22 protein-coding genes are annotated in these 26525 nt (G+C 71.1%); 12 read left to right on the forward strand and 10 right to left on the reverse strand.

The features are described from left to right. Positions 1–3: 3 nt before the first annotated feature. The 3 genes from MZC64_RS12565 (at position 4) to MZC64_RS12575 (ending at position 3342) form a co-directional block, all read left to right on the forward strand. Positions 4–1314, forward strand: a complete 1311-nt coding sequence (locus MZC64_RS12565; protein WP_247757068.1) for a cytochrome P450 — start codon at positions 4–6, stop codon at positions 1312–1314. 376 nt (positions 1315–1690) lie between these two features. Further along, a complete protein-coding gene (locus MZC64_RS12570; RefSeq protein ID WP_247757066.1) occupies positions 1691–2380 on the forward strand; it encodes an aspartate/glutamate racemase family protein in 690 nt (229 codons plus the stop codon). A 137-nt stretch (positions 2381–2517) separates the two neighbouring features. Beyond that, complete coding sequence (locus tag MZC64_RS12575) at positions 2518–3342, forward strand: serine hydrolase domain-containing protein (RefSeq protein WP_374205703.1); 825 nt, start codon at positions 2518–2520, stop codon at positions 3340–3342. Between the two features lie 61 nt (positions 3343–3403). Here MZC64_RS12575 and MZC64_RS12580 read toward each other — a convergent pair whose 3' ends face one another. From MZC64_RS12580 to MZC64_RS12590, 3 genes are all read right to left on the reverse strand, one after another. Then, on the reverse strand, positions 3404–4606 hold the full coding sequence (locus tag MZC64_RS12580; RefSeq protein ID WP_247757065.1) for a S8 family peptidase: 1203 nt from the start codon (positions 4604–4606) through the stop codon (positions 3404–3406). A gap of 352 nt (positions 4607–4958) precedes the next feature. After that, a complete protein-coding gene (locus MZC64_RS12585) occupies positions 4959–5888 on the reverse strand; it encodes an LD-carboxypeptidase (RefSeq protein WP_247757064.1) in 930 nt (309 codons plus the stop codon). Next, on the reverse strand, positions 5885–7846 hold the full coding sequence (locus MZC64_RS12590) for a prolyl oligopeptidase family serine peptidase (RefSeq protein WP_247757062.1): 1962 nt from the start codon (positions 7844–7846) through the stop codon (positions 5885–5887). The genes MZC64_RS12585 and MZC64_RS12590 overlap by 4 nt, the downstream gene beginning before the upstream one ends. Positions 7847–7988: 142 nt before the next feature. Between MZC64_RS12590 and MZC64_RS12595 the strand changes: the two genes are divergently transcribed. The 3 genes from MZC64_RS12595 (at position 7989) to MZC64_RS47730 (ending at position 12426) form a co-directional block, all read left to right on the forward strand. After that, complete coding sequence (locus tag MZC64_RS12595; RefSeq protein ID WP_247757060.1) at positions 7989–8555, forward strand: DUF3090 domain-containing protein; 567 nt, start codon at positions 7989–7991, stop codon at positions 8553–8555. Positions 8556–8563: 8 nt separating this feature from the next. Beyond that, complete coding sequence (locus tag MZC64_RS12600; protein ID WP_247757444.1) at positions 8564–9358, forward strand: SCO1664 family protein; 795 nt, start codon at positions 8564–8566, stop codon at positions 9356–9358. A gap of 617 nt (positions 9359–9975) precedes the next feature. Then, positions 9976–12426, forward strand: a complete 2451-nt coding sequence (locus tag MZC64_RS47730; protein ID WP_308300994.1) for a DUF6493 family protein — start codon at positions 9976–9978, stop codon at positions 12424–12426. Here MZC64_RS47730 and MZC64_RS12610 read toward each other — a convergent pair. From MZC64_RS12610 to MZC64_RS12625, 5 genes are all read right to left on the reverse strand, one after another. After that, positions 12409–13545 (reverse strand): hypothetical protein, encoded by a 1137-nt coding sequence (locus tag MZC64_RS12610; RefSeq protein ID WP_247757058.1) that lies wholly within the window; start codon positions 13543–13545, stop codon positions 12409–12411. The genes MZC64_RS47730 and MZC64_RS12610 overlap by 18 nt on opposite strands. 25 nt (positions 13546–13570) lie before the next feature. Beyond that, positions 13571–14008 (reverse strand): SRPBCC family protein, encoded by a 438-nt coding sequence (locus tag MZC64_RS48620; protein WP_308300995.1) that lies wholly within the window; start codon positions 14006–14008, stop codon positions 13571–13573. Continuing rightward, positions 14001–14321 carry a metalloregulator ArsR/SmtB family transcription factor gene (locus tag MZC64_RS48625; RefSeq protein WP_308300996.1) on the reverse strand — a complete coding sequence of 107 codons (321 nt, stop codon included), beginning with the start codon at positions 14319–14321 and terminating at the stop codon, positions 14001–14003. Before MZC64_RS48625 ends, MZC64_RS48620 begins: the two co-directional genes overlap by 8 nt. A gap of 78 nt (positions 14322–14399) precedes the next feature. Then, positions 14400–15497: a winged helix DNA-binding domain-containing protein gene (locus MZC64_RS12620; protein ID WP_247757057.1), complete on the reverse strand. Its 1098-nt coding sequence runs from the start codon at positions 15495–15497 to the stop codon at positions 14400–14402. A gap of 498 nt (positions 15498–15995) precedes the next feature. Continuing rightward, on the reverse strand, positions 15996–16724 hold the full coding sequence (locus tag MZC64_RS12625; RefSeq protein ID WP_247757055.1) for a polysaccharide deacetylase family protein: 729 nt from the start codon (positions 16722–16724) through the stop codon (positions 15996–15998). Positions 16725–16820: 96 nt separating this feature from the next. On the opposite strand from MZC64_RS12625, the gene MZC64_RS12630 reads away from it, so the two are divergent. From MZC64_RS12630 to MZC64_RS12640, 3 genes are all read left to right on the forward strand, one after another. Continuing rightward, complete coding sequence (locus MZC64_RS12630; protein WP_247757443.1) at positions 16821–18218, forward strand: ATP-binding protein; 1398 nt, start codon at positions 16821–16823, stop codon at positions 18216–18218. Between the two features lie 29 nt (positions 18219–18247). Then, positions 18248–19030 (forward strand): M15 family metallopeptidase, encoded by a 783-nt coding sequence (locus MZC64_RS12635; RefSeq protein ID WP_247757053.1) that lies wholly within the window; start codon positions 18248–18250, stop codon positions 19028–19030. Between the two features lie 86 nt (positions 19031–19116). Then, the gene (locus MZC64_RS12640) at positions 19117–21081 is read left to right on the forward strand and encodes a VWA domain-containing protein (RefSeq protein ID WP_247757052.1); all 1965 of its coding nucleotides are present in this window, start codon (positions 19117–19119) and stop codon (positions 21079–21081) included. 48 nt (positions 21082–21129) lie between these two features. On the opposite strand, the gene MZC64_RS12645 is transcribed toward MZC64_RS12640, so the two are convergent. After that, a complete protein-coding gene (locus tag MZC64_RS12645) occupies positions 21130–22053 on the reverse strand; it encodes an alpha/beta hydrolase (RefSeq protein WP_247757442.1) in 924 nt (307 codons plus the stop codon). A gap of 150 nt (positions 22054–22203) precedes the next feature. Here MZC64_RS12645 and MZC64_RS12650 point away from each other — a divergent pair, with 150 nt between their 5' ends. Beyond that, positions 22204–22455 carry a hypothetical protein gene (locus MZC64_RS12650; protein ID WP_247757051.1) on the forward strand — a complete coding sequence of 84 codons (252 nt, stop codon included), beginning with the start codon at positions 22204–22206 and terminating at the stop codon, positions 22453–22455. Positions 22456–22549: 94 nt separating this feature from the next. On the opposite strand, the gene MZC64_RS12655 is transcribed toward MZC64_RS12650, so the two are convergent. Beyond that, complete coding sequence (locus MZC64_RS12655; RefSeq protein WP_247757050.1) at positions 22550–24148, reverse strand: ABC-F family ATP-binding cassette domain-containing protein; 1599 nt, start codon at positions 24146–24148, stop codon at positions 22550–22552. A gap of 266 nt (positions 24149–24414) precedes the next feature. On the opposite strand from MZC64_RS12655, the gene MZC64_RS12660 reads away from it, so the two are divergent. Both MZC64_RS12660 and MZC64_RS12665 read left to right on the forward strand, forming a co-directional pair. After that, entirely contained in the window at positions 24415–25302 is an 888-nt protein-coding gene (locus MZC64_RS12660) for a patatin-like phospholipase family protein (protein ID WP_247757049.1), read from the forward strand. 22 nt (positions 25303–25324) lie between these two features. Next, positions 25325–26500, forward strand: coding sequence for an MFS transporter (locus MZC64_RS12665; protein ID WP_247757048.1), 1176 nt, complete (start codon positions 25325–25327; stop codon positions 26498–26500). The last annotated feature ends 25 nt before the right edge of the window (positions 26501–26525 follow it).

The following is a 26525-nucleotide window of genomic DNA, read 5'->3' on the forward strand; positions in this document are numbered from 1 at the left end:
GCCATGACCAGCATCCTTCCCGTCGCCCCCCACCGGCTGCCCGGCCTCGGTCACCTGCCCTATCTGGCGCGTGACCAGGTTGGCTTCTACTCCTCGCTGCGCGATCTCGGACCGGTGGTGCGCATCTACTTCGGCCCGATGGAAGCGTTGCTGCTGACCGATCCGGCGCTGATCCACCAGGTGCTCGTCACCGAGGCGGACAAGTTCGCCAAGGGCCGCATCTTCCGCAAGACCCGCCCGTTCTTCGGCAATGGCGTGGCCACCTCCGACGGCGAGTTCCACCTACGTCAGCGCAGACTGATGAGCCCGGCCTTCCACCAGCAGCGCCTGGCCGGGTACGGCGAGGTGATGCGCGCCGAGGTGGAGCGGATGATCAAGGGGTGGAAGCCGGGGCAGCGGATCGCCTGGGAACAGGCCATGTACGCGGTGACCCCGCACATCATCGGCAAAACCCTTTTCGGCAGCGACCTGGGTGAGGAGGCCGCCGCGGAGATCCACCGGTCACTGCCCCTGGTGCTGCGCGGCGCGGTCACCCGCTCACTGAACCCGCTGCCCTGGCTGCCCGCCGCGCTGTCCCGCCACTACGACGAAGCCGGCCGGCGCCTCAACGCGATCATCGACCGCATCGTGTCCAGCCACGCCCACGACGACACCGACGGTGGCGACCTGTTGTCCATGCTGCTCAACGCCCGCCACGACGACACCGGCAAGGGCATGAGCCGCCAACAGGCCCGCGACGAGATCATGACCCTGCTCGTCGCAGGAACCGAGACCGCGGCGGTCACACTGTCCTGGTTGTTCCTGGAACTGTCCCGGCACCCGGCGGTCGAATCCCAGCTCCACACCGAACTGGACACCGTCCTGGCCGGCCAGTCGATCACCTTCGCCGACCTGCCCCGCCTGCCGTACCTGCGCCGGGTGGTCGACGAGACGTTACGGCTGCACAACCCGGTGCCGATGTCGATGCGCGCCGCCCAGGCAGAGGTCCAACTCGGTCCGGCGCTGGCCCGCCCCGGCACCGAGGTGGTGTACAGCCCGCTGGCACTCCATCGCGATCCCCGCTATCACCCGCGACCGCTGGTGTTCGATCCGGACCGGTGGGCGAGTCCGCCCGCGCCAGGTACCTATCTGCCATTTGGCGGGGGGCGGCACAGGTGCATCGGGGAGCGGTTCGCGATCGCGGAGATGATGATCGCGACGGCGACGATCGCGGCGGGGTGGCGGGTGCGGTCGGTGCCGGGGTATCGGGTGCGGTCGGTGGCCTATACAACACATCATCCGGTGTCGCTGCCGATGATTCTCGAACGGCGGTAGTTGAGGTGGGGTTTTGGCTGGTCGGGCTTGGGATGGAGGGAGATGGATCACCTGATTGAGTGGGAAAGTGAAACATGAAGGCAACCAAAACGCGGGTTTCCGCGTTCCGCTAGAGAGCGGTGTGCGGGGCGGAGGGCCGGAGGCGCGGTTGGGCGACCGAGACCGTCACGGCCGAGACCACGTCGCTGCTCGTGGATGCTGGTTGAATCTGGTTGTGCTCGGCGTTGCGCCGAGCCGGGATTCGGGCGTCGCTGGTCGCCGGTGGTGGCCGGTGGTGGTCCGTGTGTGCCGGCGCGAGTGCACGCGGGTGGGTGTGTTCGTGCACCCGCGACCGCGGTCGTGATCATCGAGTCGGGCAGCGGCTACCGTGGCGGGCATGCGCACTATCGGCCTGCTCGGCGGCATGAGCTGGGAGTCCTCCGCGATCTACTACCGCCTGGTCAACGAACTGGTCCGGGATCGGCTCGGGGGCCTGCACTCGGCGCGGTGCGTGTTGTACTCGGTGGACTTCGCCGAGATCGAGGAACTCCAGCGGGTGCAGGACTGGGATGGCGCCGGGGAGCGGCTCGGGCTGGCGGCCAGGGCCTTGGAGCGGGCCGGGGCGGACTTCGTGGTGGTGTGCACGAACACAATGCACAAGGTCGCGGACCAGATCGCCGCCGCCGTGGACATTCCGTTGCTGCACCTGGGGGACACCACCGCGGCGGCGGTGCTCGCGCGGGGTGTGCGGCGGGTCGGGTTGCTGGGGACGGCGTTCACGATGGAGCAGGAGTTCTACCGGGAGCGGTTGGCGGGGCATGGGCTTGAGGTGGTGGTGCCGGGGGCCGCGGACCGGGAGTTGGTGCATCGGGTGATCTACGAGGAGTTGTGCCGGGGGGTTGTGCTGGCGGCGTCGCGGGTCGCGTTTCGGGAGGTCATGGCTCGGTTGGCTGCGGCTGGGGTGGAGGGGATCATCCTGGGGTGCACCGAGATCGAGTTGCTGGTGGCGGAGGGTGACTCGGAGTTGCCGTTGTTTCCGACTACCCGGCTGCATGCGATGGCGGCGGTTGAGCTGGCGTTGGGGTGAGGCAGGTGGGCTAGATGCGGCGGGCGGGTGAGCCGGGTGGGATTGGTGGTACTGGCTTTGGCGCGGAGGCCCGCAGGTGGAGCGTGCGTTGACCCCCGAACGGGCGACCTCGCGGGTGCTTGCCTAGGTTGAGGGGCATGAGCAGCCTGACGAGTCTGGGTGTCCTCGCACAGTGGCCGGTGGAGCATGCCGCGGCGGCTGTGGTCCGTGCGGACGGCGCGGTCCTGGGCACCTACGGACCGCAGGATCGGAGTTTTCGGCTGGCCTCGGTGACCAAGCCGTTGACCGCCTACGCCGTGCTGGTCGCGGTGGAGGAGGGGGCGCTGGAGTGGGATCAGCCCGCGGGGCCCGTGGGGGCGACTGTCCGGCATCTGGCCGCGCACACTTCGGGGCTGGCCTTTGACTCCGCGGCGGTGCAGGCGCAGCCGGGGGCTCGGCGGATCTACTCCAACACCGGGTTCGAGGTGCTGGCGGAGACCCTGGAGAAGAGTTCCGGGATCGGGTTTCCCGAGTATCTCCAGGAGGCGGTGTTCGCGCCGTTGGGGATGACCGGGTCGGTGTTGACCGGGTCGGCTGGGTCCGGGGCGGTGTCGACGTGTGCTGATCTGGCCCGGTTCGCCGCCGAGTTGCAGCGGCCGACGTTGGTGTCGGCGGCGACCGTGGCTGAGGCGACCTCGGTGGCCTTTCCCGGGCTCAACGGTGTTGTGCCTGGTTATGGCATGAAGAAGCCCTGTGACTGGGGGCTGGGGTTGGAGATCCGGGGGGAGAAGTCGCCGCATTGGACCGGGTTGCGGAACTCGCCGCGGACCTATGGCCACTTCGGGCAGGCCGGGACCTTCCTGTGGGTGGATCCGGCGGCGGGGGTCGCGTGTGTGGCGCTGACCGACCGCGATTTCGGGCCGTGGGCGGTGGCGGCGTGGACGCCGTTCAACGACGGGGTGCTCGCCGAGCTGGGGCGCTGACAGGCTGAGAAGTGGGGCGGAGGCGCGGTCGCTCGCGCCTCCGCCCTGGCGCCGCGCCTGATCACAGGCCGCCGGTGTAGAGCAGTCGGTTCGGGGTCGCGGCGGGGGTGCCGCCGATCTTGTCGGGGGTGCCGTTGTTCCACAGCCAGTTCATGATCTCGTTCTGGGACCGGTCGCCGAAGGTGTGCTTGAACAGCGCCGCCGCGCCGGCCACGTGCGGGGTCGCCATGCTGGTGCCGCTGATCGTCATGGCCTGGTTGTTGAGCCAGGTCGAGGTGATGTCGGTGCCGGGGGCCAGCAGCTGGATGCACTGGCCGCGGTTGCTGTAGGTGGCGTAGCCGTCGGTGCGGGTGGTGGCGCCGATGGTGATCGGCCGGGCCGCACGCGCCGGGCTGTACTTGCAGGCGTCGTCGGTGGAGTTGCCGCCGGCCACCGCCACGAAAACGCCCTTGTCGGACAAGCGGTTCGCCGCGTCGTCGACCTGGGCGATGCCCGGGGTGCCGCCCAGGGACAGGTTGGCCACGGCGGGCCGCACCGCGTTCGCGCCGATCCAGTCCAGGCCGGCGATGATGCCCGACCAGCTGCCTCGGCCGTCACAACCCAGCACCCGCACCGACACCAGCCTGGTCGCCTTGGCCACGCCGAAGACCTGGCCGCCGACCGTGCCCGCCACATGCGTGCCGTGGCCGTTGCAGTCGTTGCCGTTGCGGCCGTCGCCGATCGCGTCGAAACCGGGGCGCGCCCGGCCCTGGAAGTCCGGGTGGCTGAACTGGATGCCGGTGTCCACGATGTAGGCGGTGACGCCGGATCCGTTGCGGGACACGGTGTACGCGCCGTCCAGGGGCAGCGATCGCTGGTTGATCCGGTCCAGGCCCCAGGAGCCGACGGCCCGGGGCGACGCGCCGTTGGCCGGCGGCAGATCGAGTTTGATCTCGGCGTCCGCCACCACCGTCTCGACCTCCGGCAGCTCGCGCAGCAGCGGCACCACCAGCGAGCTGATCTTGGCCGCGAAGCCGAGGAACAGGCCGCTGTAGCGGAACTTCACCTCGATGCCGAGCCCGAACCGGTCGATCAGCTTGTCCAACGTGTCCAGGGTGCCGCCCTTGGCCAGGGTCACGATGAACTGGTCCGGGATGATCTCTGGACTGGTGCTGGTCACCGGGCTGGGCGCGGGTTTGGCCGGTAAGGGCGCGGCGACGGCGGTGGTGGACGCGGCGAGAACCAGGAGCGCCGCGGCGGCGAGTACTCGGGCCGTGCGTTTCATGACTTCCCCGATCGGTCGACGGAGGGGTGAGTTCCCACCTACCGAGCGTGGTCTTGTCGGCGCGAACTGGGCATTCCCCGACGGAGCGGGGCTGGGGCGTGGAGTAACGCAACACCGGTGTCCATTGCGCAGAGTGCCCGCGAGTCCACCGCACCGGATGAAAAAGCAGGGCTCAGGTCATCCAGTGTGGTGGACTCGCGCGGGTAGTTGCAGGCGAATTCGAGGTTTGAACCGGTGGGGTTCACGCGGACGGGCAAGCGGGCGCGTGCGTTGTCGTTGACCATCGGTCACTACCCGGCTGAGCCGTTCAGCGGCGGCACCGCTCACGTGGCGTAGCTTCCGGCCGGGATCTCTAGATCAGCGCGGGCTCGTCCAGCAGCAGGGTGCCCGCGTCGGCGTCCAGCAACGCGGACACACCCAGCGGCACGGTGAGCTGGTTCGTGCAGTGGCCGAACCCGACTTCCCAGGCCACCGGCACACCCAGTCCGCCGAGCCGGTCGGCCAGCACCGCCCGCACCTCCGGCATCGGTCCGCAGGAGGTCCAGGAGCCGAGCGCGATGCCGGTGACCCCGTCGAACCAGCCCGATCGCAGCAGGTGGGTGAGCAGGCCGTCCAGCCGGTACGGGTCCTCGGTGACGTCCTCCAGCACCGCCAGGGACCCCGGCGGCGGCCGCCAACCGTGCCCGGTGGGCAGGCCGAGGTCGGCGGCGAGCAGGCTGAGTGTGCCGCCGACGGTGACCCCGCGCGCCTGGCCGCCGGTGATCGGCTCGGCCCCGCGCCCGAGTTTGCCGACCGCGGCCGGATCCAGCAGCGACCAGCGCAGGTGTTCGCGGGCGGGCAGGTCGTCGGTGAACATGGCGCTGGCGGTCATCGGTGCGAACAGGGTGACCTGATCCAGTTCGGCCGCGATCCGGGTGTGCAGTGCGGTGACATCGCTGGACCCGGCGAACACCTTGGGCGGCAACGACTTCAGCTCCGCCCACGGCACCAGGTCGACCATCCGCTGACAACCGTAGCCGCCGCGGGCGCACAGCACCGCGTCGATCTCCGGCCGCGTCCACGCCCACACGAAGTCCGCGGCCCGGTCGGCGTCCAGACCGGCCAGGTAGTCCAGCTCCGGGTGGGTGTCCCGGACGTGTGCGCCGACCGAGACCGTCAGTCCCCAGGACTGGAGCTGTTCGATGCCGGTGTCGAGCTGGGCAGGGGGGACCGGCCCGGCCGGCGCGATCACCGCCACGTGACCGGCGCGCGGCACCCGTGGCGGTCGCCGCAACCCGCTCACGAACGCAATTCCAGCGCGGGCACTCCGGCCGGGCTGAACCCGAGGGTCTGGCCGAAGAAGGACAGCTCGGCTTCTAGGGCGGCCTGGATGTTCTCCGCCCGCCGGAACCCGTGCTGCTCACCCTCGAAACTGCGGTAGGCGTGCGGGATCCCCTTGCCCGCCAAGGCTTCCAGAAACCGGTCGCACTGTTCCGGCGGGCACACCTGGTCCTCCAGGCCCTGCAGCAGCAGGATCGGCCCGGCGAGCTGGTCCACCCGGTTGGACGGGGAGCGCTCCCGGTAGCGGGCCTCTGCTTCAGGCAGTGCGCCGACCAGGCCGTCGAGGTAGCGGGACTCGAAGTCGTGGGTGCCGCCACCGGCGAAGGACAGCAGGTCCAGCACCGGGAAGTAGGCCGCCCCACCCCGGTAGGTGGCCACCGAGGTCAGTGAGGCAGCGGTGGTCCAGCCGCCGGCGCTGCCGCCGCGAATGCCCAGCCGTAGCGGGTCGGCGGTGCCCTCGGCTGCCAGGGCCTCGGCCACGGTGGCGCAGTCCTGGACGTCGACCACGCCCCATGCCTCGCGCAGCCGGTCCCGGAAGGCGCGGCCGTAGCCGCTGGAGCCGCCGTAGTTGACCGCGACCACGCCGATGCCGCGGCTGGTGAAGTAGGCGAAATCGGCGCTCAGCGTGGGGGAGACCTCGCCGGTGGGGCCGCCGTGCACGTGCACCAGGAACGGCGGGCGCTCGCCCTCCGGCGCGGTGAAGTCGGGGTTGTGCGGCAGGTAGACGTAGGCGGGGATGCCGACGCCGTCCGGGCCCGCGAAGATCCGCTCGACCACCGGTGGCAGGTAGGCCGGGTCGGGCAGTCCCGCGGGCTGGCCGGTGAGCGTGGTCAGCTGCCCGGTGCGCAGGTCGACCTGGGCGACGGCGGGTGCGGCGGCCGGGCCCGCGGCGACGCCGGTGACCAGGTGGCCGTCCCGGGCGAACGTGGTGCGCCACACCGGAAGCGGCAGGTCCAGCGCGGTCAGCTCGCCGGTGTCCTCGGTCAGCACGGCGAGTCCGTGTCTGCCGCGCAACAGGTGTCTGCCGTCGTCGAGCGGGACGAACCAGCTCGCGCCGAGTGTCCACAGTGGACCGCCGTAGTCGGCTTCGACCCGGTGCAGGGCGCGCTGAGTGCCGTCCAGGCTCACTCGGTGGAGGTTCCACCAGCCGTCCGGGTCGGTCATCGCGTACAGCGAGTGGTCGTCGGCCCACTCGAACTGGCAGACCGACTCGGCCGGTCCGCCCGCCACCACCTGGTGCGGTCCGGCGGTTCCGTCGCCGGTCAGCTCGGCCACGCACAGTTCGGTGCCGTCCCAGGGCATGGCTGGGTGGTTCCAGCCGATCCAGGCCAGGTGACGACCGTCCGGACTGGCCTGGGGCGCGCTCATGAACCGGTGGCTGGCGGCCAGCACCCGGATCGCGGCGGGGTCGGTGGCGGCCGCGCCGGAGACCGGGATCGCGATCAGCTCGCGCAGCAGGTCGGTGGGCTGGTCGCCGGTGATGGTCTCCCGGACGCACCAGATCTCGGCGCCGTCAGGGCCGGGACGCAGGTCGCCGTAGCGGAAGCCGTGCTCGCGCTCGGGCACCGGGGTCAGCGGGACCGGCTCGCCGCTGGCCGCGTCGACCAGGTGGATCCGCTGGTCGGCCCAGTCGGTGAAGGCCACCCGGTCACCGTCGCCGGTGGTCAGCACCGTGTAGGGCGCGCCGCCGTACTCGTGCAGCCGGTTGCGCGCGCTCCACGGCGCCGCCAGCACCTGCTCGGCCTGCTCGCCGGCCCGGCCGCGCAGCAGGGTGACCCGGCCGCCCTCGGTGGGCCTGCCCTCGGTCCAGTAGGTGAAGCCACCGTGCGCGCGCACCCAGTGCGGCGGCGCGGTGACGGCGCTCGCGTCGGCGGCGCTGATCGGCGATGTCCAGTTGCCATACCCCAGTACGGTGACCACGATCGCGAGCCTAACCGGCTACCGTCCGATGTCGACAGAAGATCACCGGAGTGATCGTCAGCAGGTGAATTCGCGTCGCGGATCCCGGATGGTGGGGATGCCTCTGCCGCGCTCGGGGCCGTGGCCTAGGGTCAGTGGTGCCATGGCACGTGTCATTCACCTCTTCCGCCAGCCCGAACGGTTCATCGCCGGAACCGTCGGGCAACCAGGCGACCGCTCGTTCTACCTCCAGGCCAGCGAGAACGGCCGTACCGTCAGCGTGTTGCTGGAGAAGCAGCAGGTGTCGGTGCTGGCCGAACGGCTGGGCGCGCTGCTTGAGGAGGTACAACGGCGCTTCAGCGCCGAGGTGCCGCCCGACGCGCCGGACGACCTCGTCGACACCGAACCCCTCGAAGTGCCCCTCGAGGAGGAGTTCCGCGTCGGCACCATGGGTCTGGGCTGGGACGCCGAAGCCAGCGCTGTCGTCGTCGAACTGCTCGCCGTCACCGAGGAGGAGATCGACGAGTCGGTCGTGCTCGACGACACCGAGGAGGGTCCCGACGCCGTCCGGGTCTTCCTCACCCCGGTGCAGGCCAGGGCGTTCGCCCAGCGCGCCGAACGAGTGGTGGGCGCAGGCCGCAAACCCTGTCCGCTGTGCAACGAGCCGCTCGACGCCGAAGGCCACGTGTGCCCGCGGCAGAACGGCTACCGCCGCGGCGAGCCGAGCTGAGCACGCCGGTGCGGCCTGGGGATGACGGCGCGGTCGAACTGCTGACCCGTGGGACACTGGACGTGCAGGGCAGGCTGGTCGACGCCTCCAACGCGACGCTGTTCTGCGGCATCGAGCACAACGGTGTGCAGGCGCAGTGCGTGTACAAACCGATCCGCGGCGAACGCCCGCTGTGGGACTTCCCGGACGGCACCCTGGCCGGCCGCGAGGTGGCGACCTACCTGGTGTCGGAGGCGGCCGGTTTCGGGCTGGTGCCGCCGACCATCCTGCGGCCAGGCCCGTTCGGCGAGGGCATGGTCCAGCTGTGGGTCGACACCGAACCCGAGGCGGACCTGGTCGACCTGCTGCCGCCCGCGGAGGTGCCGCCGGGCTGGAAGGAAGTGCTGCGCGCGCACGACCGCTACGGCGACCCCGCGGCGCTGGCGCATGCCGACCACCCGCGGATGCGGTTGCTGGCCGCGCTGGACGTGGTGGTGAACAACGCCGACCGCAAGGGCGGACACGTGCTGCACGAGGTCGGCGGCGCGGTGTACGGGGTCGATCACGGGATTTGCCTCAACGCCGAGGACAAGTTGCGGACGGTGTTGTGGGGGTGGCTGGGGGAGCCGCTGGGGGATGCGGCGGTGGATGGATTGCGGCGGTTGCTGGCCGGGCTGGGTGGGGAGTTCGGGGAGTCGTTGCACGAGCACCTGACGATCACCGAGGTGCGGATGCTGGCTGAACGGACGGAGAAATTGCTGGGGGCTGGGGTTTTTCCGGCGCCGGGTGGTGACTGGCCGCCGATTCCTTGGCCTGCTTTTTAGGCGATCGGGTTTGGACGGTCTGGTTTAGGCGGTCTGGGGGCTGGCTTGGGTGGGTGCTGACTCGGGCTGGCTCAGGTGTTGGCTCAGCTGAGCATTGGCTCAGGTGGGCGGCGAATTTGCGGATGCTGACGTGCTGGTGGGACGCTCGGAGTTCGCGTGGGTTTCGAGGAATCTGGGTGTTGTGGCGGTGCTTAGGCCCAGGTCGCTGAGGATCTTTCACCCGTTCGGGGTAGAAGATCCAGACGGCGAGGCAACCAAAACGGGGGTTTGAGCGTTCCGCTAGTGAGCGGTGGCGGGGCGGAGGGCCGGAGGCTCGGATCGGCTGGTGCTCGGGCTCAGATTCGGGCTCAGATTCGGGCTCGGGTGAGTCATGGGAGCTGGCCGAGTGGGAGATGGCCGAGGTCGGCAGGCTCGGTCGGCCGTGGGGAGGGCTGTCGGCTCCGGCGCCAGCGGCCGGATGACGGGCGAGGCGTGCGGGGATGGGTGTGCGGATGTGGGGCGCGCTGGGTGGCGTGTGCCGGGTGGGGTCTGCCGGGTGGGATGTGCGGGCCGTGGTCGGGGCTGTGACCTGGGTGATTGCGCGGGCTCTTGTCGGGGCTGGGGGTTAGGTTGGCCGGGTGCTGCTGAGTGAGGTGTTGGCTGGTGGGCCCGCGGATGTGCTGACCCGGGTGCTGGGGTTGTCGCGGGATCGGCGGCGGGAACTGGTGCCGGAGTTGACGGCCGTGTTGCGGGACGGGTGGGAGATTGTCGAGGGGCCGCCGGGGACCTTTGGCGCGCGGGATCCCCAGGGAGCCGAGCGGGCGTCGGTGGCGTTGATGGTGGCCGTTTCGGCGCGGGATCCGTTGTGGGGGGAGTTGCGGGTCGGGGATCCGGGGATCTTGCGGCGGGTGTTGCTGGAGCAGGCCCCTGCCGAGCGGGCGGTGCTGGCTGAGCGGGCGGTGCGGGGGCCGGTGGGGTGGGGGGTTGTGCGGGAGTTGGTTCGGGCTGGGGAGCTTGAGCCGGTGCGGACCGCGGAGTACTTCGCGGGGTGGTTCGCGTGGCCTTGGGGGCAGGGGGAGGCGAGGCTGGCTGATCGGTTGCGGGGGGAGCCGGGGGCCTTGGCCGAGGTGTGGGAGTTGTTGCTGGTGGAGGGGGCGGGGGATTCGAGTTTTGCCGCCTATGACAAGTATGTGGCGGAGCAGGAGAAGTGGGCGCCCGCGCTGGTGGAGTTGAGCCGGAGTGGGGATGTTGACCGCGGGCGGTTGCTGGCACTGACCGTGGATGTGCTGGGGCGGGACTTCACGGCGTATCGGGCTCAGTGGTATGCGGCGTTGCATGAGGCGTTGGCGCCTACCCCGGCCGAGCGGGCCGAGTTGCAGCACCGGTATGCGCGGTTGTGTGGGAGTGGGTTGCCGCGGACGGTGTCCTTCGCGGTGAAGGCACTGGTCGCGGTGAACAAGGCTGGGCTGCTGGATGACGAGGTTGTGTTGCAGCATCTGCCCGCGGCGGCCGCGGGGCGGGGGACTGGGACGGCCAAGCTCGCGGTGCGGTTGGCGGGGGGTGTGGTGCGGCGGCGACCGGAACTGGCCGGCGTTGCGGCTGAGGTGTTTCGGGCTGGGATGGGGCATGAGGCCTCGGATGTGCGGGAGCTGGCGGCGGTGCGGTTGGATGTGCCGCGGGAGGCGCCGGCGCCGGTGACGGTCGCGGAGTATCCGGAGCCGGTGGTGGTGCCGTGGGCTCAGCGGCGGATGCTGGTGCGGCCGTTGGTGGTGCCGGACTCGCCCGCTGCGTTGGCGGAGGGGCTTTCCTCGTTGCTGGCCGATGAGGGACAGGCGGATTTGTTCCTGGCGGTGTTGGACGGGGCGCAGCGGGTCAGTGGGGATGTCGCGGGGGCGTTGGCGCCGTTGGTGAAGCGGGCCAAGAAGGTGCTGGGTGCGCGGCAGCCGAGTCTGATGCAGCACCTGGTGGGCTCGTTGGTGCTGGGGTTGGCGGGGCAGGAGGTCGCGCCGCCGGAGCTGGGCTCGGGGTGGCAGCGGCCGTTGCGGCATCGGGTGGCGGCGGTGCTGGCGGGGACCGCGGTGCCGGTGTCGGCGGCCACGCATGAGGGTGGCTGGCTGGATCCGGTGGTGTTCGTGACGCGGATGATCGAACACCCGGAGGCGGCCCAGGACGATGTGGTGGACGCGTTGCTGCGGTTGGCGCCGGAGGGGCGGGCCGAGGCGCTGGCGCTGGCGGCCGGGTTGAGCGGGACTTACGCGGAGGTTGTGCGGTACGCGCTGGGTGGGGACGGCGTGGTCGCGGAGGACTGGGTGGGGCTGGCGGCGACCCGGGCGCGGTATCCGGCGGCGGCTGATCCGCTCGCCGCGCTGCGGGGCGAGCCGCGGCCGGAGGTGGTGTGGTCGGCGCGGGTGGGCAAGGACTCCTACGGGCTGACCAAGTTGTTCTTCGAGGAGAGCCCGGAGCCGGTGTGGCCCAAGGGGCAGTGGCTGGGCTGGGCGACCGAGTGGCCGTGGGACGGGGTGTGGGACGGGTTCACCCTGCCGCATGAGGTGCTGGCCTCGCCCTATGACCGGGACTGGGTGGACGCCTCGGTGGCGCAGCACCTGTTCTACTACGACTTCGAGGTCGCCAGTCCCACCGAGGTGGCCGGGCTGACGCCGTATCTGGACCGGCCCTCGGCGCCGGGGTTCGCCGGGGTGATGATGATCGCGGCCGCGCTCAACACCCGGCGTGAGGAGGGCGCTCAGCTGGGGGTGGACGTCGCGGTGGCGTTGTTCGAGCAGCGGTTGCTGGGGCCGCGGGCCCTGGGGCGCGCGCTGGGTGTGCTGGGTGCGGAGCTGACGCCGACGCGGCTGGTCAAGCGGTTGTCGGTGGTGGCTGGGGAGCATCCGGCCGCGGTTCTGTCCACTGTGGACGCTCTGCTGCCCGCGCTGGATCCGGGGCTGCGCGGGGTGTTCGCGTTGCTGGAACTGGCCGCGGACCAGGTCGAGTGGGGCGCCGGGGCGATCAGCGTGGAGACCAGGGAGTGGCTGGGCGGGTTCAGTGGGTCGTCGAAGGCGGCGAAGGCGGCTTCACGACTGGCCCGCTGACAACCGGGCGGCCAGCAGGTGCGAGCACGGGCCCCGGCTCTCCTGGTGGTCGGCGAACCAGGCGCAGGTGCAGCCCGCGGGGTCGAGGCGGACGCGTTGCACCGAGCTGCCGTGCGCGATCTCGTAACCGCCTTCCGGCAGCGCGCGCACCGCGCCCGCCTCGACCAGGGCTTTCGCCTTGGTCAGGCGGGCGTTGCCGGGGGCCCGGCCCGAGGGCAGCGGGCGGGCGAACCAGGTGCCGTCGACGACGTCGTGGCCGGTGCGGCCGGTGACCAGGTCGTCCTCGGCGGCCAGGCCCGCGGCCAGTGCGGTCAGCCAGCCGCCCTCGCCGGAGAAACCGCGGGACGGGGTGGGGGACAGGGTCACGGTCAGGCGGGCGCGGTCCAGGTGCAGCACCCAGCTGGCGACCTCGGCGCCGGGGGTGGTGTAGACAGAGAGGCCCTCGGTGAAGCGGACCAGGGGGTCGATCACGCGCAGCCGGTGCAGGCCGGTGGCCGGGATGGCCTCCGGGCCGCCTCTGGCGGTGAGTCGCAGGCCGCGGCCGGAGCGGACCGCCCAGGTGGTGGTGGGCTTGGTCGGGAGCCGGCGCAGGAACGCGCGGGCTTCGGCCTGACCCAGTTCGGCGCGCGGGGTGGCGTGGGCGGTGACCGCGGCGATCTCGGCGAAGCCGGCCACCCAGCGATCGGGCAGCGGCACCCGGGACTCCTGCTCGGCGCCGTCCAGGGTGCGTAGGGCGATGCCGTCGCCGCGCACGGTCAGGTGCAGTGGTTCCTGGCCCGCCACGCCCGCCAGCACCGAGCGGGTCGACTCGGACAACTCGACGTTGGTGCAGCCGGTGCCGATCTGCCCGACCGGGCGCAGGTCCAGACGGGCGTGCACGCCGCAGCAGGGAGAGAAGGACTCGGCGCGCAGGATCCGCCCGTCCGCGGTGAACACCGGGTCGGACTCGGCGATGAGCCGGTTCACCATCGCCGGCGGCAGCCAGAACCGGGTGCGGGCGATCTTGCCCAGCACCAGCAGCGCCTGCGCGGACTGCGCGCCCGGTTCCAGGAGGCCGTCGACGATCGCCGGGGCCGCCAGGTCCAGGCCGGGGTGGCTGAGCAGGACGTCCGTGGTCACCTCGACACGATAGCCACGGGCACTGTCAGGGCAGGCGTTCGCCGGTTTCCAGAAGGGTTTTGAGGCCGGAGAGGATCGCGGGCCAGCCCTGCGAGACCGAGGCGCGCACCTGACCGCGCGGGTCGAACCGGTCGTGGGTGAGGGTGAGTTTCACCGTCTCGCCGTCGGGTTCCAGGGTGAAGGTGACCCGGGAGGTGTCCTCGGCGTGCAGGTCTGGGTAGTCCGCGCCAACCTTGAAGGTGTAGCTGAGGCGGTGTGGCGGATCGGCTTCCAGGACGGTCTCGCCGGAGGTGCCCAGGCTGCCGTCCTCGTTGCGCCAGTGGATGGGGGAGCCGGGCCGCCAGTCCGAGACCAGGTGCACGCCGTAGTACTGCTCGGTGAATTCGCCGGTGGTCAGGGCGGTCCACAAGGTGTCCGGGGTGGTTTTGATGTAGGTGACGTAGATGAAGTCGAGGTCACTCATCGTTGTCCTCCAAGGCTTTCTTGAGGGTGGCCAGGGCCTGTAGGTGTTGCCGGTTGTATTTGCCGAGCCACCGGTTGGTGATGTCGTTGAGCGGGGCCGGATTGAGGTAGTGCAGTTTTTCCCGGCCGGAGCGAGTGGTCGCGACCAGGTTGGCGGCCTCCAGGATGGCCAGGTGTTTGGTCACCGCCTGCCGGGTGAGGCCGGTGCCCGCGCACAGTTCGTGCAGGCGCTGGCCGTCGTGCGTGTGCAGGGCGTCCAGGAGGCGGCGGCGGGTGGGGTCGGCCAGGGCCTTGAACACCGCGTCGAAGTCCATCCGGGCGCCTCCATTGGCAACCAGGCGGTTGCCTTTCTGGCGGCAAGATTAGGCAACCGCCTGGTTGCGTGTCAAGGGTCAGGCGTGGGTGACGCGGACTTCGGGCAGGCCGCGGACGGTGGCCATCAGTTCGGCCTCCCGGTCCACGGCGGCGCGGTGCGACTTGGTGATCGGCTGGAAGGCGGTGCTGGTCAGGTCCAGGCGCTTGCTGGTGGTCTTCGCGCGCCAGATGCCGGTGATCTCGCCGTTGACCAGCACCGCGCCCGGGTTGCCGATCATCTTCCAGATCTCCTTGCGGTGCGCCTCCATCGGCACCAGGCGTTCCCGGTCGCGGGATTGGAGGTAGGGATCCAGCGGGGGCAGCAGGCGGACGATCGTGTCCTGGGGTGGCTCGCGCAGCAGGGGCAGGGCGTCGGCGGGCAGCCAGGTCTGGGCGCCGTCCAGGTCGATCTCGGCCAGGTCGGTGGGCCAGACCGGGGTGAGCGCGGATTGGGAGGTGCCGAGGTAGGCGGCGGCGTCGGCCTTGGTGGCGGGGCCGTGCAGGCGCAGGTACGCGGTGATCAGCGGGGTGGCGCCGGCGGAGTTCTCCGGGATGGGCGCGCGGTCCTCAAGGGGGCTGACGACCAGGGTGGTGCTGGTCAGGTCGTGGCGCACGCCCGCGAACAGGCCGATGGTCTGGAACAGGCCGCCGTAGATGTGCCGGGACTGACAGGTCCGGCAGTCATAGGAGTAGGCCGGGGGCAACAGACGCGTGACCGCGCCGCTGACCTCGCCCTTGGACATCGGCCCGGTGACCGCCTGACGTAGCGCGGCGCTCGCTTCACCGAACGCGGTCAGCGACGGGATTCCGGCTTCCTTCAACGGTTTCCGCTCCGCGGCCAGCCGGGCGAAGGCGTCCTTCTCCTCGCGCGGCCACAGGTGCGCGGACAGCTCGGCCAGGTCCGCGCGGCGGTGCAGGTGCGGGGCGCCGCGGACCGACCAGAGCAGCGCCAGGTCATCGGTCAGCTCTGGCAGGCCCGGCAATCGGGCGGCCAGGGCCAGCCGGGCCGAACCCCGGGAGTCCTGCACGCCGAGGGACAGCACGTCCAGTTCGCGTGCTTGGGTGTGTTCGCGGTGCAGGCCCTGGGCGGCCATCCGGTACGCCAGGGCCTGGGTGCGCGTCACCTTGGTGGCCATGCCGACAGCATGCCGTGTTCGAATCCCGTCCACCCGGGTAAGGGACGCTTCACCCATACGTGGTCGTCATTCCCGGGAAAGCCCGGCGTCTCATGCACGAAACGTGGTGTGGGCCGTGGCGTGTTTTCGACCCGATCGTGACTGCGCGGCAACGGCTCCAAGGCGGATGTGGGTGAGAGGATGCGGTTCGAGTTCGAGACCTGCCCCCGGTGTGCGGGTTCCGGAGTGGACGTCGACAACGACTACGGCCCATGCGGGAGATGCGGTGGAACCGGAGACATCCCCAAGCAGTGACCCCGATTTAGTGCCGCAATGCCATTGGTGTGCGGACACCGGGTTCATCACGTGGAGTCAGCCGGTGCCCCAGGCGGACGGGAGTTTCCGGTTCGCGCAACTGTCCCACCCGTGCACCCAGGGGTGCTCGGGCTGGTGGAAACACCCCGCGGCACAGCGTGGCCGGGTCGTCGAAGCCCCGGTCGCGCTGCCGTTGCCGCCCGGTCAGCGACGCAGGGCGAGCAACTCGGAGACCGTGACGAAGCGGTAGCCGCGTGCGGTCAACCCGGAGATCAGCCCTGGCACCGCGGCCAGGGACGGTTGACGCACCGGGTACATCACGTGCAACAGGATGATCGACCCCGGGCGGGTCTTGTCCAGCACTGATTGGGAGATCGCGGCGGGGTCGGCGGCGTTGGTGCCGTCGGACTCCGGCTCCACATCCCACATGATCGTCTGACGCTGGTGCGCGGCCAGGTACCGCGGCAGCGTGATCAGCTTCTTCCCATTCGGCGGCCGGAAATGGATCGGCCCGGTGTGCCCGGCCGCCCGGATCAACGCGTCGGTGCGCTCCACCTCCGAACGCACGAAGTCCTCGCCGACCAGCACCATCCGCTCGTGCGAGTAGCTGTGGTTGCCCAGTTCGTGCCCGGCCCGCACGATCGCCTCCCCCTGCCCGGGATTGGCCGCCAGTTCCCGGCCGGTGACGAAGAAGGTGGCCCGCACCTTCGCCGCCGCCAGCGCGGCGAGGACCTCCGGGGTGCGCTCGGTGGGGCCGTCGTCGAAGGTCAGCGCCACCACCTTCTCCCCGGTGTCCACCCGGTCGGTGAGCCCGCCGTAGAACTGGAACGAGCGCGCGCTGGACAGCTCCCAGGTGCCCCACAGCGAACCGGACACCACCAGGATGATCACCAGGGTCCACACCAGCCACCGGCGAGGTCGGAACTTCCGCATGTCCCCAGGACGCACGGGCACCCCCAAGGTTGATCATCGATATCCAGCGGCGGGCAGCCCGCGGACAGGCGTACCGTCGCGCGAGTGAACACCAGTGTGCCTACGGCTCCCGCCGATCTGCCGCGCACCGCGGGCGCCCTGCGCGCCGCCGGGCACCAGCCGCGCGGTGTGGCCGAGGAGATCCGGACCAACCTGCTGGCCGCGCTGAGCGAACAGCGTCCGGTGTGGCGCGGCATCGTCGGCTTCGACGAAACCGTGTTGCCGCAGCTGGAACGCGCCCTGCTGGCCGGCCACCACGTGGTGCTGCTCGGTGAGCGCGGCCAGGGCAAGACCCGCCTGGCCCGCACCCTCACCGATCTCCTGGACGAGTGGACGCCGGTGATCGAGGGCGCCGAACTCGCCGAACATCCCCTGGACCCGATCACCCCCGCCTCCCGCCGCCGCGCCGCCGAACTCGGCGACGAGCTGCCGGTGGCCTGGCTGCACCGCTCGCTGCGCTACGCCGAGAAACTCGCCACCCCCGACACCTCCGTCGGCGACCTGGTCGGCGACGTCGACCCGGTCAAGGTCGCCGAAGGCCGCAGCCTTGGCGACCCGGAGACCATCCATTTCGGGCTCATCCCGCGCGCCCACCGCGGCATCGTGGCCATCAACGAGCTGCCCGACCTGGCCGAACGCATCCAGGTCGCGCTGCTCAACGTGATGGAGGAACGCGATATCCAGGTCCGCGGCTACACCCTGCGGCTGCCCCTGGACTTGCTGCTGGTGGCCACCGCCAACCCCGAGGACTACACCAACCGCGGCCGCATCATCACCCCGCTCAAGGACCGCTTCGGCGCCGAGATCCGCACCCACTACCTCAGCGAACTCGACGACGAGATCAACCTGGTCCGCCAGGAAGCCGACCTGGTCGCCGAGGTCGGCGACCCGCTCCTGGAGGTCCTGGCCCGCTTCGTCGGACACCTGCGCGAGTCCAGCGCGGTCGACCAGCGCTCCGGGGTCTCGGCCCGCTTCGCCGTCGCCGCCGCCGAGACCGTGGCCGCCGCGGCCCTGCAACGCGCCGCCCGCACCGGCGAGTGGCCCGCGGTGGCCCGGCCGGTGGACCTGGACGCGGTGACCCCGGTGCTGCGCGGCAAGCTCGAATTCCACGCCGGCCTGGAAGAGGAGGCCGAGGAGCTGCTCACCCACCTGCTGCGCCGCTCCCTGGCCGAAACCGCCCGCACCTCACTGGCCGGGATCGACCTGCGCTCGCTGGTGGAGGCCGTCGCCGAGGGACACCCGGTGCGCACCGGACCGCGCGTGCGCGCCGCCGAGGTCCTCGCCGCGCTGCCCGAACTGCCGGTGCTGCACGAGGTCGCCGCCCGCTTCGGCGTCGAGGCCACCGACCCGCCCGGCCGGATCGCCGCCGTGGTCGAACTGGCCCTGGAGTCGCTCTACCTGTCCCGGAACCTCGCCAAGGACGTGGAATCAGGAGACGCTGTCTACGGCGGCTGAAACCGGGCCGGGGCTGGTAGAACAGGCCGATGTCCCCGCGTTTGCGCCGAGCCCTCGGCTCCGCCCTGCTCGCCCTGGCCGCCTGCGCCACGCTCACACCCCCGGCCACCGCGGCCGGGGGCGGGCTGCCGCCGGGCTTCGTCAACCTGCACGAGGTCGACCCGACCATCCGGCACGACATCCGCTACTTCGGGCGGCACAACTTCGTCGGCGACCGCATCGACGGCTACCGGCAACCGCTGTGCGTGCTCACCCGGCAGGCCGCCACCGCGTTGCGCACCGCCCAGCGGACCCTGCTGCGGCAGGGCTACACGCTCAAGGTCTACGACTGCTACCGGCCGCAGCGGGCCGTGGACCACTTCGTGCGCTGGGCCAAAGACCTCGCCGACGAGCGGATGAAACCCGAGTTCTACCCCAACGTGGACAAGTCCCGGCTCTTCGCCGACGGCTACATCGCGGAGAAGTCCGGGCACAGCCGCGGCAGCACCCTCGATGTCACCCTGGTCAAGCTCCCGGCCCGCCCGCAGCGCCCCTACCGGCCCGGCGAGCCCCTGGTGCCGTGCTTCGCGCCGGTGGGGCAGCGGTTCCCGGACAACACGGTGGACATGGGCACCGGCTACGACTGCTTCGACCCGTTGTCGCACACCGACAATCCGGCCATCACCGGCCCGGCCCGGGTGCACCGCGACCTGCTGCGCGGCACCCTGATCGCCGCCGGGTTCCGCAACCTGGCCGAGGAATGGTGGCACTTCACCCTCAACAACGAACCCTTCCCTGGCACCTACTTCGACTTCCCGGTCGGCCGCCGGTAACCCGCGCGCGGCAGGCCGCCGTCCCCGCGGTGGCCTGCCGTTTTTCCGTTGCGGGGCGGGGGATCGGCAGGCGTAGGCTGACGGACATGAGCGATCCGGTTCGGCGCTACCGGTACGGGCCGTTCTCCGGCGGGCCCGACCCGCTGGCGCCACCGCCCGACCTGCGCGCGGCGCTGGAGGAGATCGGCCGGGACGTCATGGAGGGCCGCTCGCCCGATGCCGCGCTGCGCGAACTGCTCCGCCGCGGCCTGCCCGAGCAGCACGGCCTCGACGAGATCACCCAGCGGCTCTGGCGCAAGCGCAGTGAACTGCAACGACGACACCGCCTGGACGGCACCCTGGAACAGGTCAGGGAGCTGCTGCAGCAGGCGCTGACCAAGGAACGGCAGGCCCTCGCGCGGGATCTGGACGACAACGCCCGGTTCCAGGAGTTCCAGCTCGACGAACTGCCCAGCAGCCCGGCCGGGGCCGTGCGCGAACTCGCCGAATACGAATGGCGCTCCAGCGAGGCCCGCGAGAGCTACCAGGAGATCCAGCGGCTGCTCGGGCAGGAGGCCCTCGACCAGCGCTTCCGTGGCATGAGCGAGGCGCTCAAGGCCACCACACCCGAGGACGTCGAACGGGTGCGGGAAATGCTCGACGACCTGTCCGCGCTGCTCGGCCAGCGTGCCCAGGGCGCACCCGACATCGAGGACAAGTTCGCCGAGTTCATGGCCAAGCACGGCGAGTTCTTCCCGGAGAACCCGCGCACCGTCGACGAACTCGTCGACCTGCTCGCCGCCAGGGCCGCGGCCGCCCAGCGACTGCTCAACTCGCTGTCCCAGCGGCAACGCGAGGAACTCGCCCAGCTCTCCCAGCAGGCCTTCGGCGACCCGCGCCTGGCCCAGTCCCTGCAACAGCTCGACAACCAGCTCCGGCAACTCCGGCCCGGCCAGGACTGGACCGGACGCGGCCGGTTCCGCGGCGAGAATCCACTCGGGATGGCCGAGGGCGCGGCCGCCCTGCAGGACCTGGCCGAACTCGACCAGCTCGCCGAACAACTCGCCCAGTCCTACCCCGGCGCGCGCCTGGAGGACATCGACCTGGAAGCGTTGGCCCGCCAGCTCGGCCGGGAATCCACCGTGGACATGCGGCGGCTGGCCGAACTCGAACGCCAGCTCCGCGACCGCGGCCTGCTCGAACGCGCCCCCGACGGCGACCTGCGGCTCACGCCCAAGGCCATGCGGCAGCTCGGCGACACCGCGTTGCGCGATGTGCTCGACCAGATCCGCACCCGCCGCGGCGACCGGGCCAGCCAGGCCGCGGGCGCCGCCGGGGAACTCAGCGGCGCCACCCGGCAGTGGCGTTTCGGCGACACCGAACCGTGGGACGTCGGCCGGACCGTGCGCAACGCCGTGCTGCGCACCGCCGCCGCCCAGCGGGACCGGGCGGTGCGCCTGGACGTGGCCGATGTGGAGATCGCCGAGACCGAACACCGGTCCAGGGCCGCGGTCGCGTTGTGCGTGGACACCTCCTGGTCGATGGTGCAGGACGGGCGGTGGCTGCCGATGAAACGCACCGCGCTGGCCCTGCACCACCTGATCAGCACCCGCTTCCGCGCGGATGCCTTGCAGGTCATCACCTTCGGCCGGGAGGCGGCCACCACCGGGATCGGCGAGCTGACCGCCCTGGAAGGCGCGTGGGAACAGGGCACCAACCTGCACCACGCGCTCCTGCTGGCCGGCCGGCACCTGCGCCGCCATCCCGACGCGCAGCCGGTGGTCCTGGTCGTCACCGACGGCGAGCCGACCGCGCACCTGGAACCCGACGGCGAGGCGGTCTTCGACTACCCGCCCCGCCCGGAAACCCTGGCCCGCACCCTGGCCGAACTCGACGCGCTGGCCAGACTGGGCAGCAACCTCACCGTGTTCCGGCTCGGCGAGGACCCGCGGCTGACCCGGTTCGTGGACCTGATGGCCCGGCGCAGCAACGGCCGGGTGGTCGCCCCGGACCTGGACGGGCTGGGCGCCGCGGTGGTCTCGGACTACCTCCGCAACCGCCGCGCCCGCTGACCCACAACGGCCAACGCCCCGTACGAGAACGGCCAACACGCCGGGAGGTCAGGGGGCTGGCAGGTGGTCTTGGGCGAAGGTGATGGCGTTGGCGATTGCCTTGTCGGCGGCGGGGAGGTGGCCGGTGAGCAGGTGCCAGACGTGTCCCATGCGGGGTGCGATGTCCAGGCGGACGGGGACGGCGTCCTCGGCCAGTTTGGCGGCGAGCCGGATGGCGTCGCTGAGCATGACCTCGTGACCGCCGATCTGGATCAGGACCGGTGGCAGTCCGCGGGTGTCGGCGAAGACCGGTGAGGCCAGGGGGCTGTTCGGTGGGGTGTTGCCCAGGACGAGGTCCGCGGCGCGGCGCAGTCCGGCCCGGTTGACCGACGGGTCGATGCCGTCGAGGGTGCGCATTGTGGCCCCGGTGTGTTCGAGGTTCGCCCAGGGGGACAGCGCGATCGAGGCAGCGGGCAGGGGGAGCCCCTGGTCCCGGGCCGCGACCAGGGCGCTGATCGCCATCGCGCCGCCGGCGGAGTCGCCGGCGACCACCACGTGCTCCGGCCGGGCGCCCTGTGCCAGCAGCCAGCGGTAGGCCGTGACGGCGTCCTCGACCGCGGCGGGGAAGACCGCCTCCGGCGCGAGCCGGTAGTCCGGCACCAGGACGCGGGCACGCAGGCGCTGGGCGATAGTGCCGACCAGACCGCGATAGCCCTGCGGATCTCCCACGAGGTAGGCGCCACCGTGCAGGTAGATCAGGTGCCGGCCGGTGACGGCGTCCGCTGGGGTCGCCCACTCGGCGGCCACCCCGTCGGCGTCGACAGCGTCGAAGGTCACCCCGTCGGGCGCCGGGAAGCTGTCCTGGAAGAACTTCCGGTAGGCGAGCCGGGTGTCCGCCAGGGTGGCGGACCCTTCTCCGGCGGCCGCGTTGATGACCTCGCCGCTGCGGGTCGCCCATTCCCGGTAGAAGGCGGGGACATCGATCGAGACCATCACGGGTCCTCCTCAGCACGGGTGCACAGCGGCCGAGTCCCAGCCGCCCGGCGAGTCTGCGACCGTCACATCAATGTGAAGGTCAAGCGGAAGCGGCCGGCACCGCTTTCCTTGATCACCGTGAAGGCGCGTTCTGGCATGATGTGGGGTATGTCGACTTCTCGGCTCGCCACCGTACGTGGGCGCGCGTTGCGCTGTCTGGTCTGCGGGGACCGGGAGTTCTGGTCCCGTGAGGTGAAGCTCAACACCACTGGCGCGGAGTTCCTCGGCCTGGCCTGGGCCAACCGGTCGGCACTCGGCCTGATCTGCGAATCGTGTGGCCACGTGCATTTGTTCGCGGGCAAGCGGCCGGAACCGTGGGACCCGAAGCAGGGATACCCGCCGGGCACCAAGACCGACTGAACGGCGAGCCCGAGCTGGGTGCGGCCGCGGTTGCCCGCGACCAGTTCCAACTCGGGCTCCGCCGCCCGCGCGAGTGTTCGCCGTTGTGGGTGGGTCACATCGGGTCCACCTCCGTCAGGTCGCCGTCCAGGTGCAGCCAGCGGGTGATGCCCAGGCCGCGCAGGAACGGAATGTCGTGGCTGGACACCACCAGAGCGCCCGCGTAGGCGGTCAGGGCCTGGGTGAGCTGGGCGACGCTGGCCAGGTCCAGATTGTTCGTCGGTTCGTCCAGCAGGAACAGCTGCGGGGCGGGTTCGGCGAGCAACAGGGTGGCCAGTGAGGCCCGGAACCGTTCGCCGCCGGAGAGCGTGCCTGCCCGCTGTTCGGCTTTGCGGCCGCGCAGCAGGAACTTGGCCAGCTGCGCCCTGATCGACTGCGCCGAGGCATCCGGGGCGGCCGCGGCCACATTGTCGATCGTGGACAACCGGTCGTCGAGCACATCCAGGCGCTGTGGCAGCCAGCGCATCGGCACCTTCAGCGCCACCTCCCCGGACACCGGTGCCAGGGTGCCCGCGATGGTGCGCAGCAAGGTCGTCTTGCCGGAGCCGTTCGCCCCGACCAGCGCGATCCGCTCCGGCCCGCGCAGGTCCAGATCGAGCACCGGACCGTTGCGCAATTCCACTGTGGACAGTCGCAGCACCTCGCGGCCGGGCGGGACCTCGGTGTGCGGCAACCGGATGCGGATCTCCTCATCCACCCGCACCGCCTCCTCGGCCTCCTTGACCCGGTCCTTGGCCTCGGCCAGCTTCTCCAGATGCATGTTCCGGTGCTTGCCCGCCGAGACCTCCGCGGCCCGCTTCCGGTTGCCCATCACGATCTTGGGCTCCCGTTTCTGCTCATTCATCTTCTGTCCGTAGCGCTGCCGCCGGTCCAGTTTGGTGCGCGCCTCGACCAGTTCCCGCTGCTGCCGCCGCAGGTCCTGCTCGGCCGCGCGCACCAGCCGCTGCGCGGTCTCCTGCTCGGCGGCCACCGCGGCCTCGTAGTCGGAGAAATTGCCGCCGTAGTACCGGACTTCGCCCTCGCGCAGGTCCGCGATCCGGTCCACCAGATCGAGGAGTTCCCGGTCGTGCGAGACCACCACCAGCACCCCTGGCCAGTCCGCTACGGCGCGGTGCACCAGGCGGCGGGCACGAAGGTCCAGGTTGTTGGTCGGTTCGTCGAGCAACAGGACCGGCGGCCGTCGCACCAGCAGCGCGGCAAGCGCGAGCAGGACGGACTCACCTCCGGAGACGGCTCCGACGGTGCGGTCGAGGTCGAGGTGGCCGAGGCCGAGCCGGTCGAGGGTGGCCCTGGTGCGTTCCTCGACGTCCCAGTCCTCCCCGACGATCCCGAAGTCGGCTTCGGTGCCGCGACCGGACTCGATCGCCGCGAGGGCTTGGCGCTGCGCCGTGATACCGAGTACGTCATCGATCCTCCTGGTGGCGTCCAACGTGATGGTCTGCGGCAGGTAGCCGAGGTCGCCGGCGATGCTGATCGACCCGGCGGCCGGGGTCAGCTCACCGGCGAGCAGCCGCAGCAGGGTGGATTTCCCGGAACCGTTGACCCCGATCAGCCCGGTGCGGCCTTCGCCGATGAGCAGGTTGAGGTCGGTGAAGACGGAATCCCCGTCCGGCCAACGGAATCCGAGCGCGGAACACACAATGGATGCGCTCATGCGCACCTCCCGGGCAGTCGTCGCGAAAAAAAGAAGGGGGCGACGGACGAGCGCACGGCGACGGCACAACTCAGGAGGGAGGCAACGCGTCCAAGAAGGGAGCGGCCAGGTCCGAGCACGGGCGGAGGCGGACATGCCTCAACGTCGCGGTGACTCGTAACCTCAGCCGGTCAACCTGTACTCCCTGGGACGGCAATGGGACGCGTTCTACGTTAGGACCGCCCGGATCGCGCCGCAACCCTATTTCGTCCAGTCCACATGAGACGATGCTCGCCGTGCTGGATCACGGCCTGCCGACCCCGGTCGGTTTTGTCCTCGGCGGCGGCGGAAGCCTGGGCGCCATCCAGGTCGGCATGCTGCGCGCGCTGGCCGAACACGGCATCCGCCCCGATCTGGTGATCGGCACCTCGGTCGGTTCGGTCAACGGCTCGCTGCTGGCCCTGGACCCGGAGCACGCGGCGGGACGACTCACCCGGATGTGGGCGAAGATGACCCGCTCCCGGGTCTTCCCCGGCGGCCCGCTCAAGCAACTGCGCACACTGCGGGCCGGGCGCAATCACCTCTTCCGCAACACCGGCCTGGCCGAGGTGCTCGCCGAAGGACTGGACGGGGCGACCCGGTTCAGCGACCTGGCACTGCCCTTCGGTGCGGTCGCGGTGGACGCGGTCACCGCGTTGCCGGTCCTGCTGCACGAGGGTGACCTGGTCCCGGCGATCCTGGCCAGTGCCGCCATTCCCGGCATCTACCCGCCGGTGCGCATTGGCGAGCAGGTGCTCTACGACGGGGGAGTGCTGGCCAACGTGCCCGTGCGGCAAGCGCTGAGCATGGGCGCGAAATCGTTGATCGTGCTCGACTGCGCCTTCCCCGGCCACCTGCCCGGCGTGCCCGGCTCACTGCCGGAGACCCTGCTGTTCTGGGCCACCCTGGCCACCCGCAACCAGGCCGTGCTGGAGGCGACCCGGTGCGCGGAGTCCACACCGATCGTCTACCTGCCCGGCGCCCCCGCCCGCCCGGTCACCCCACTGGACTTCCGGTTCACCAGCGAGCTGATCGCCAGCTCCTACGCCGAGTGCACCGAGTTCCTGTCCGGGCTGCGGGTGGACGGGCCCGGCCTGTACGGACATCCCGCGGGGCCGACGCCCGGCACGCCCTGACCGATCTGGTTGTCTGGGCAACATGGGGAGAAAAGCGCTGCTGGTCGCGCTCGGGGTGGATTCCTTCGGCACCGGGGTGTTCCTGCCGATCACGGTGCTGTACCTGACCTTCGTCATCGGCCTGGACCTGCCGACCGCCGGGATCATCGGCGCCGCCGCCACCGCGGTCGGCCTGCTGGTGCCCCCGCTGGCCGGGCACCTGGTCGACCGGTGGGGACCGCGGACCGTGCTGGTCACCGCGCAACTCGTGCAGGCCGCAGGGGCGGTGTTGTACCTGGTCGCGACAAGTGTGCCGGAGGCGTTCCTGGCCGCGGCGCTGCTGGCGACCGGGCAGCGCGGCTTCTACTGCTCGGTGTTCGTGCTCATCGCCGACCTGTCCACCGAGATCGCCAAGGACCGGCCGTTCGCGCTGGCCGGGGTCATCATGTCGGTGTGCTTCGGGGTGGGCGCGGGGGTGGCCGGGTTGCTGATCGGGCAGGGCGACTGGGCATATCGGGTGGTCGCGGCGGGCAACGCGATCAGTTTCCTGGCGTGCGCGGCCATCCTGTTGCGCTATGTCCGGCCGGTCGCGCACGTGCCCAGCGAACCCGGCGACGGCGGCTTCCGGCAGCTGCTGCGCGACCGGCCCTACCTGAGCCTGATCCTGGTCAACTTCGCCTTCGCGCTCGCCGTCGACCTGTTCGTGCTCGGCGTCCCGGTCTACCTGCGCCTGGTGCTGGGCGCCCCGGCCTGGACGATCGGCGCGGTGATCATCGTCAGCACCGTGTTCCGGCTGCTCTTCCAGGTCGCCGTGGTGCACTGGCTGCGCGACATCCCGCGCACCACCGCCCTGTTCGGCGCCGGGGTGCTGTGGATCGTGTGGGCGCTGGCCACCGCGGCCGCGCTGCTGGTGCCCGCGCCGTGGAACCTGGCCTACCTGCTGGTGATCACCCTGGTGTTCTGCGTGGGCAACCTGGTGCACGCGCCCACCTCCACCGCCCTGGCCGAGGCCGGCGCCCCGCCCGGCGCGCGCGGCCGGTACGTGGCCACTTTCCAGTACTCCTTCGGCGTGTCCAACGTGGTCGCGCCCGCGGTGATCGGCCTGACCGCGTTCGGCCCGGCGATTCCGTGGCTGGTGCTCGCCGGGGTCCTCGCCCTGGCCACCGCCGCGCTGCCGCTGCTGGGCCGCTCTCTACCAGTGGCTGCCGTACGTCGCTAGGAACGGCTCGCGAAAAGGCGTGGCG

Origin of the sequence: Crossiella sp. S99.2 (assembly GCF_023094165.1) — a bacterium.
Classification (GTDB): Bacteria; Actinomycetota; Actinomycetes; order Mycobacteriales; family Pseudonocardiaceae; genus Crossiella.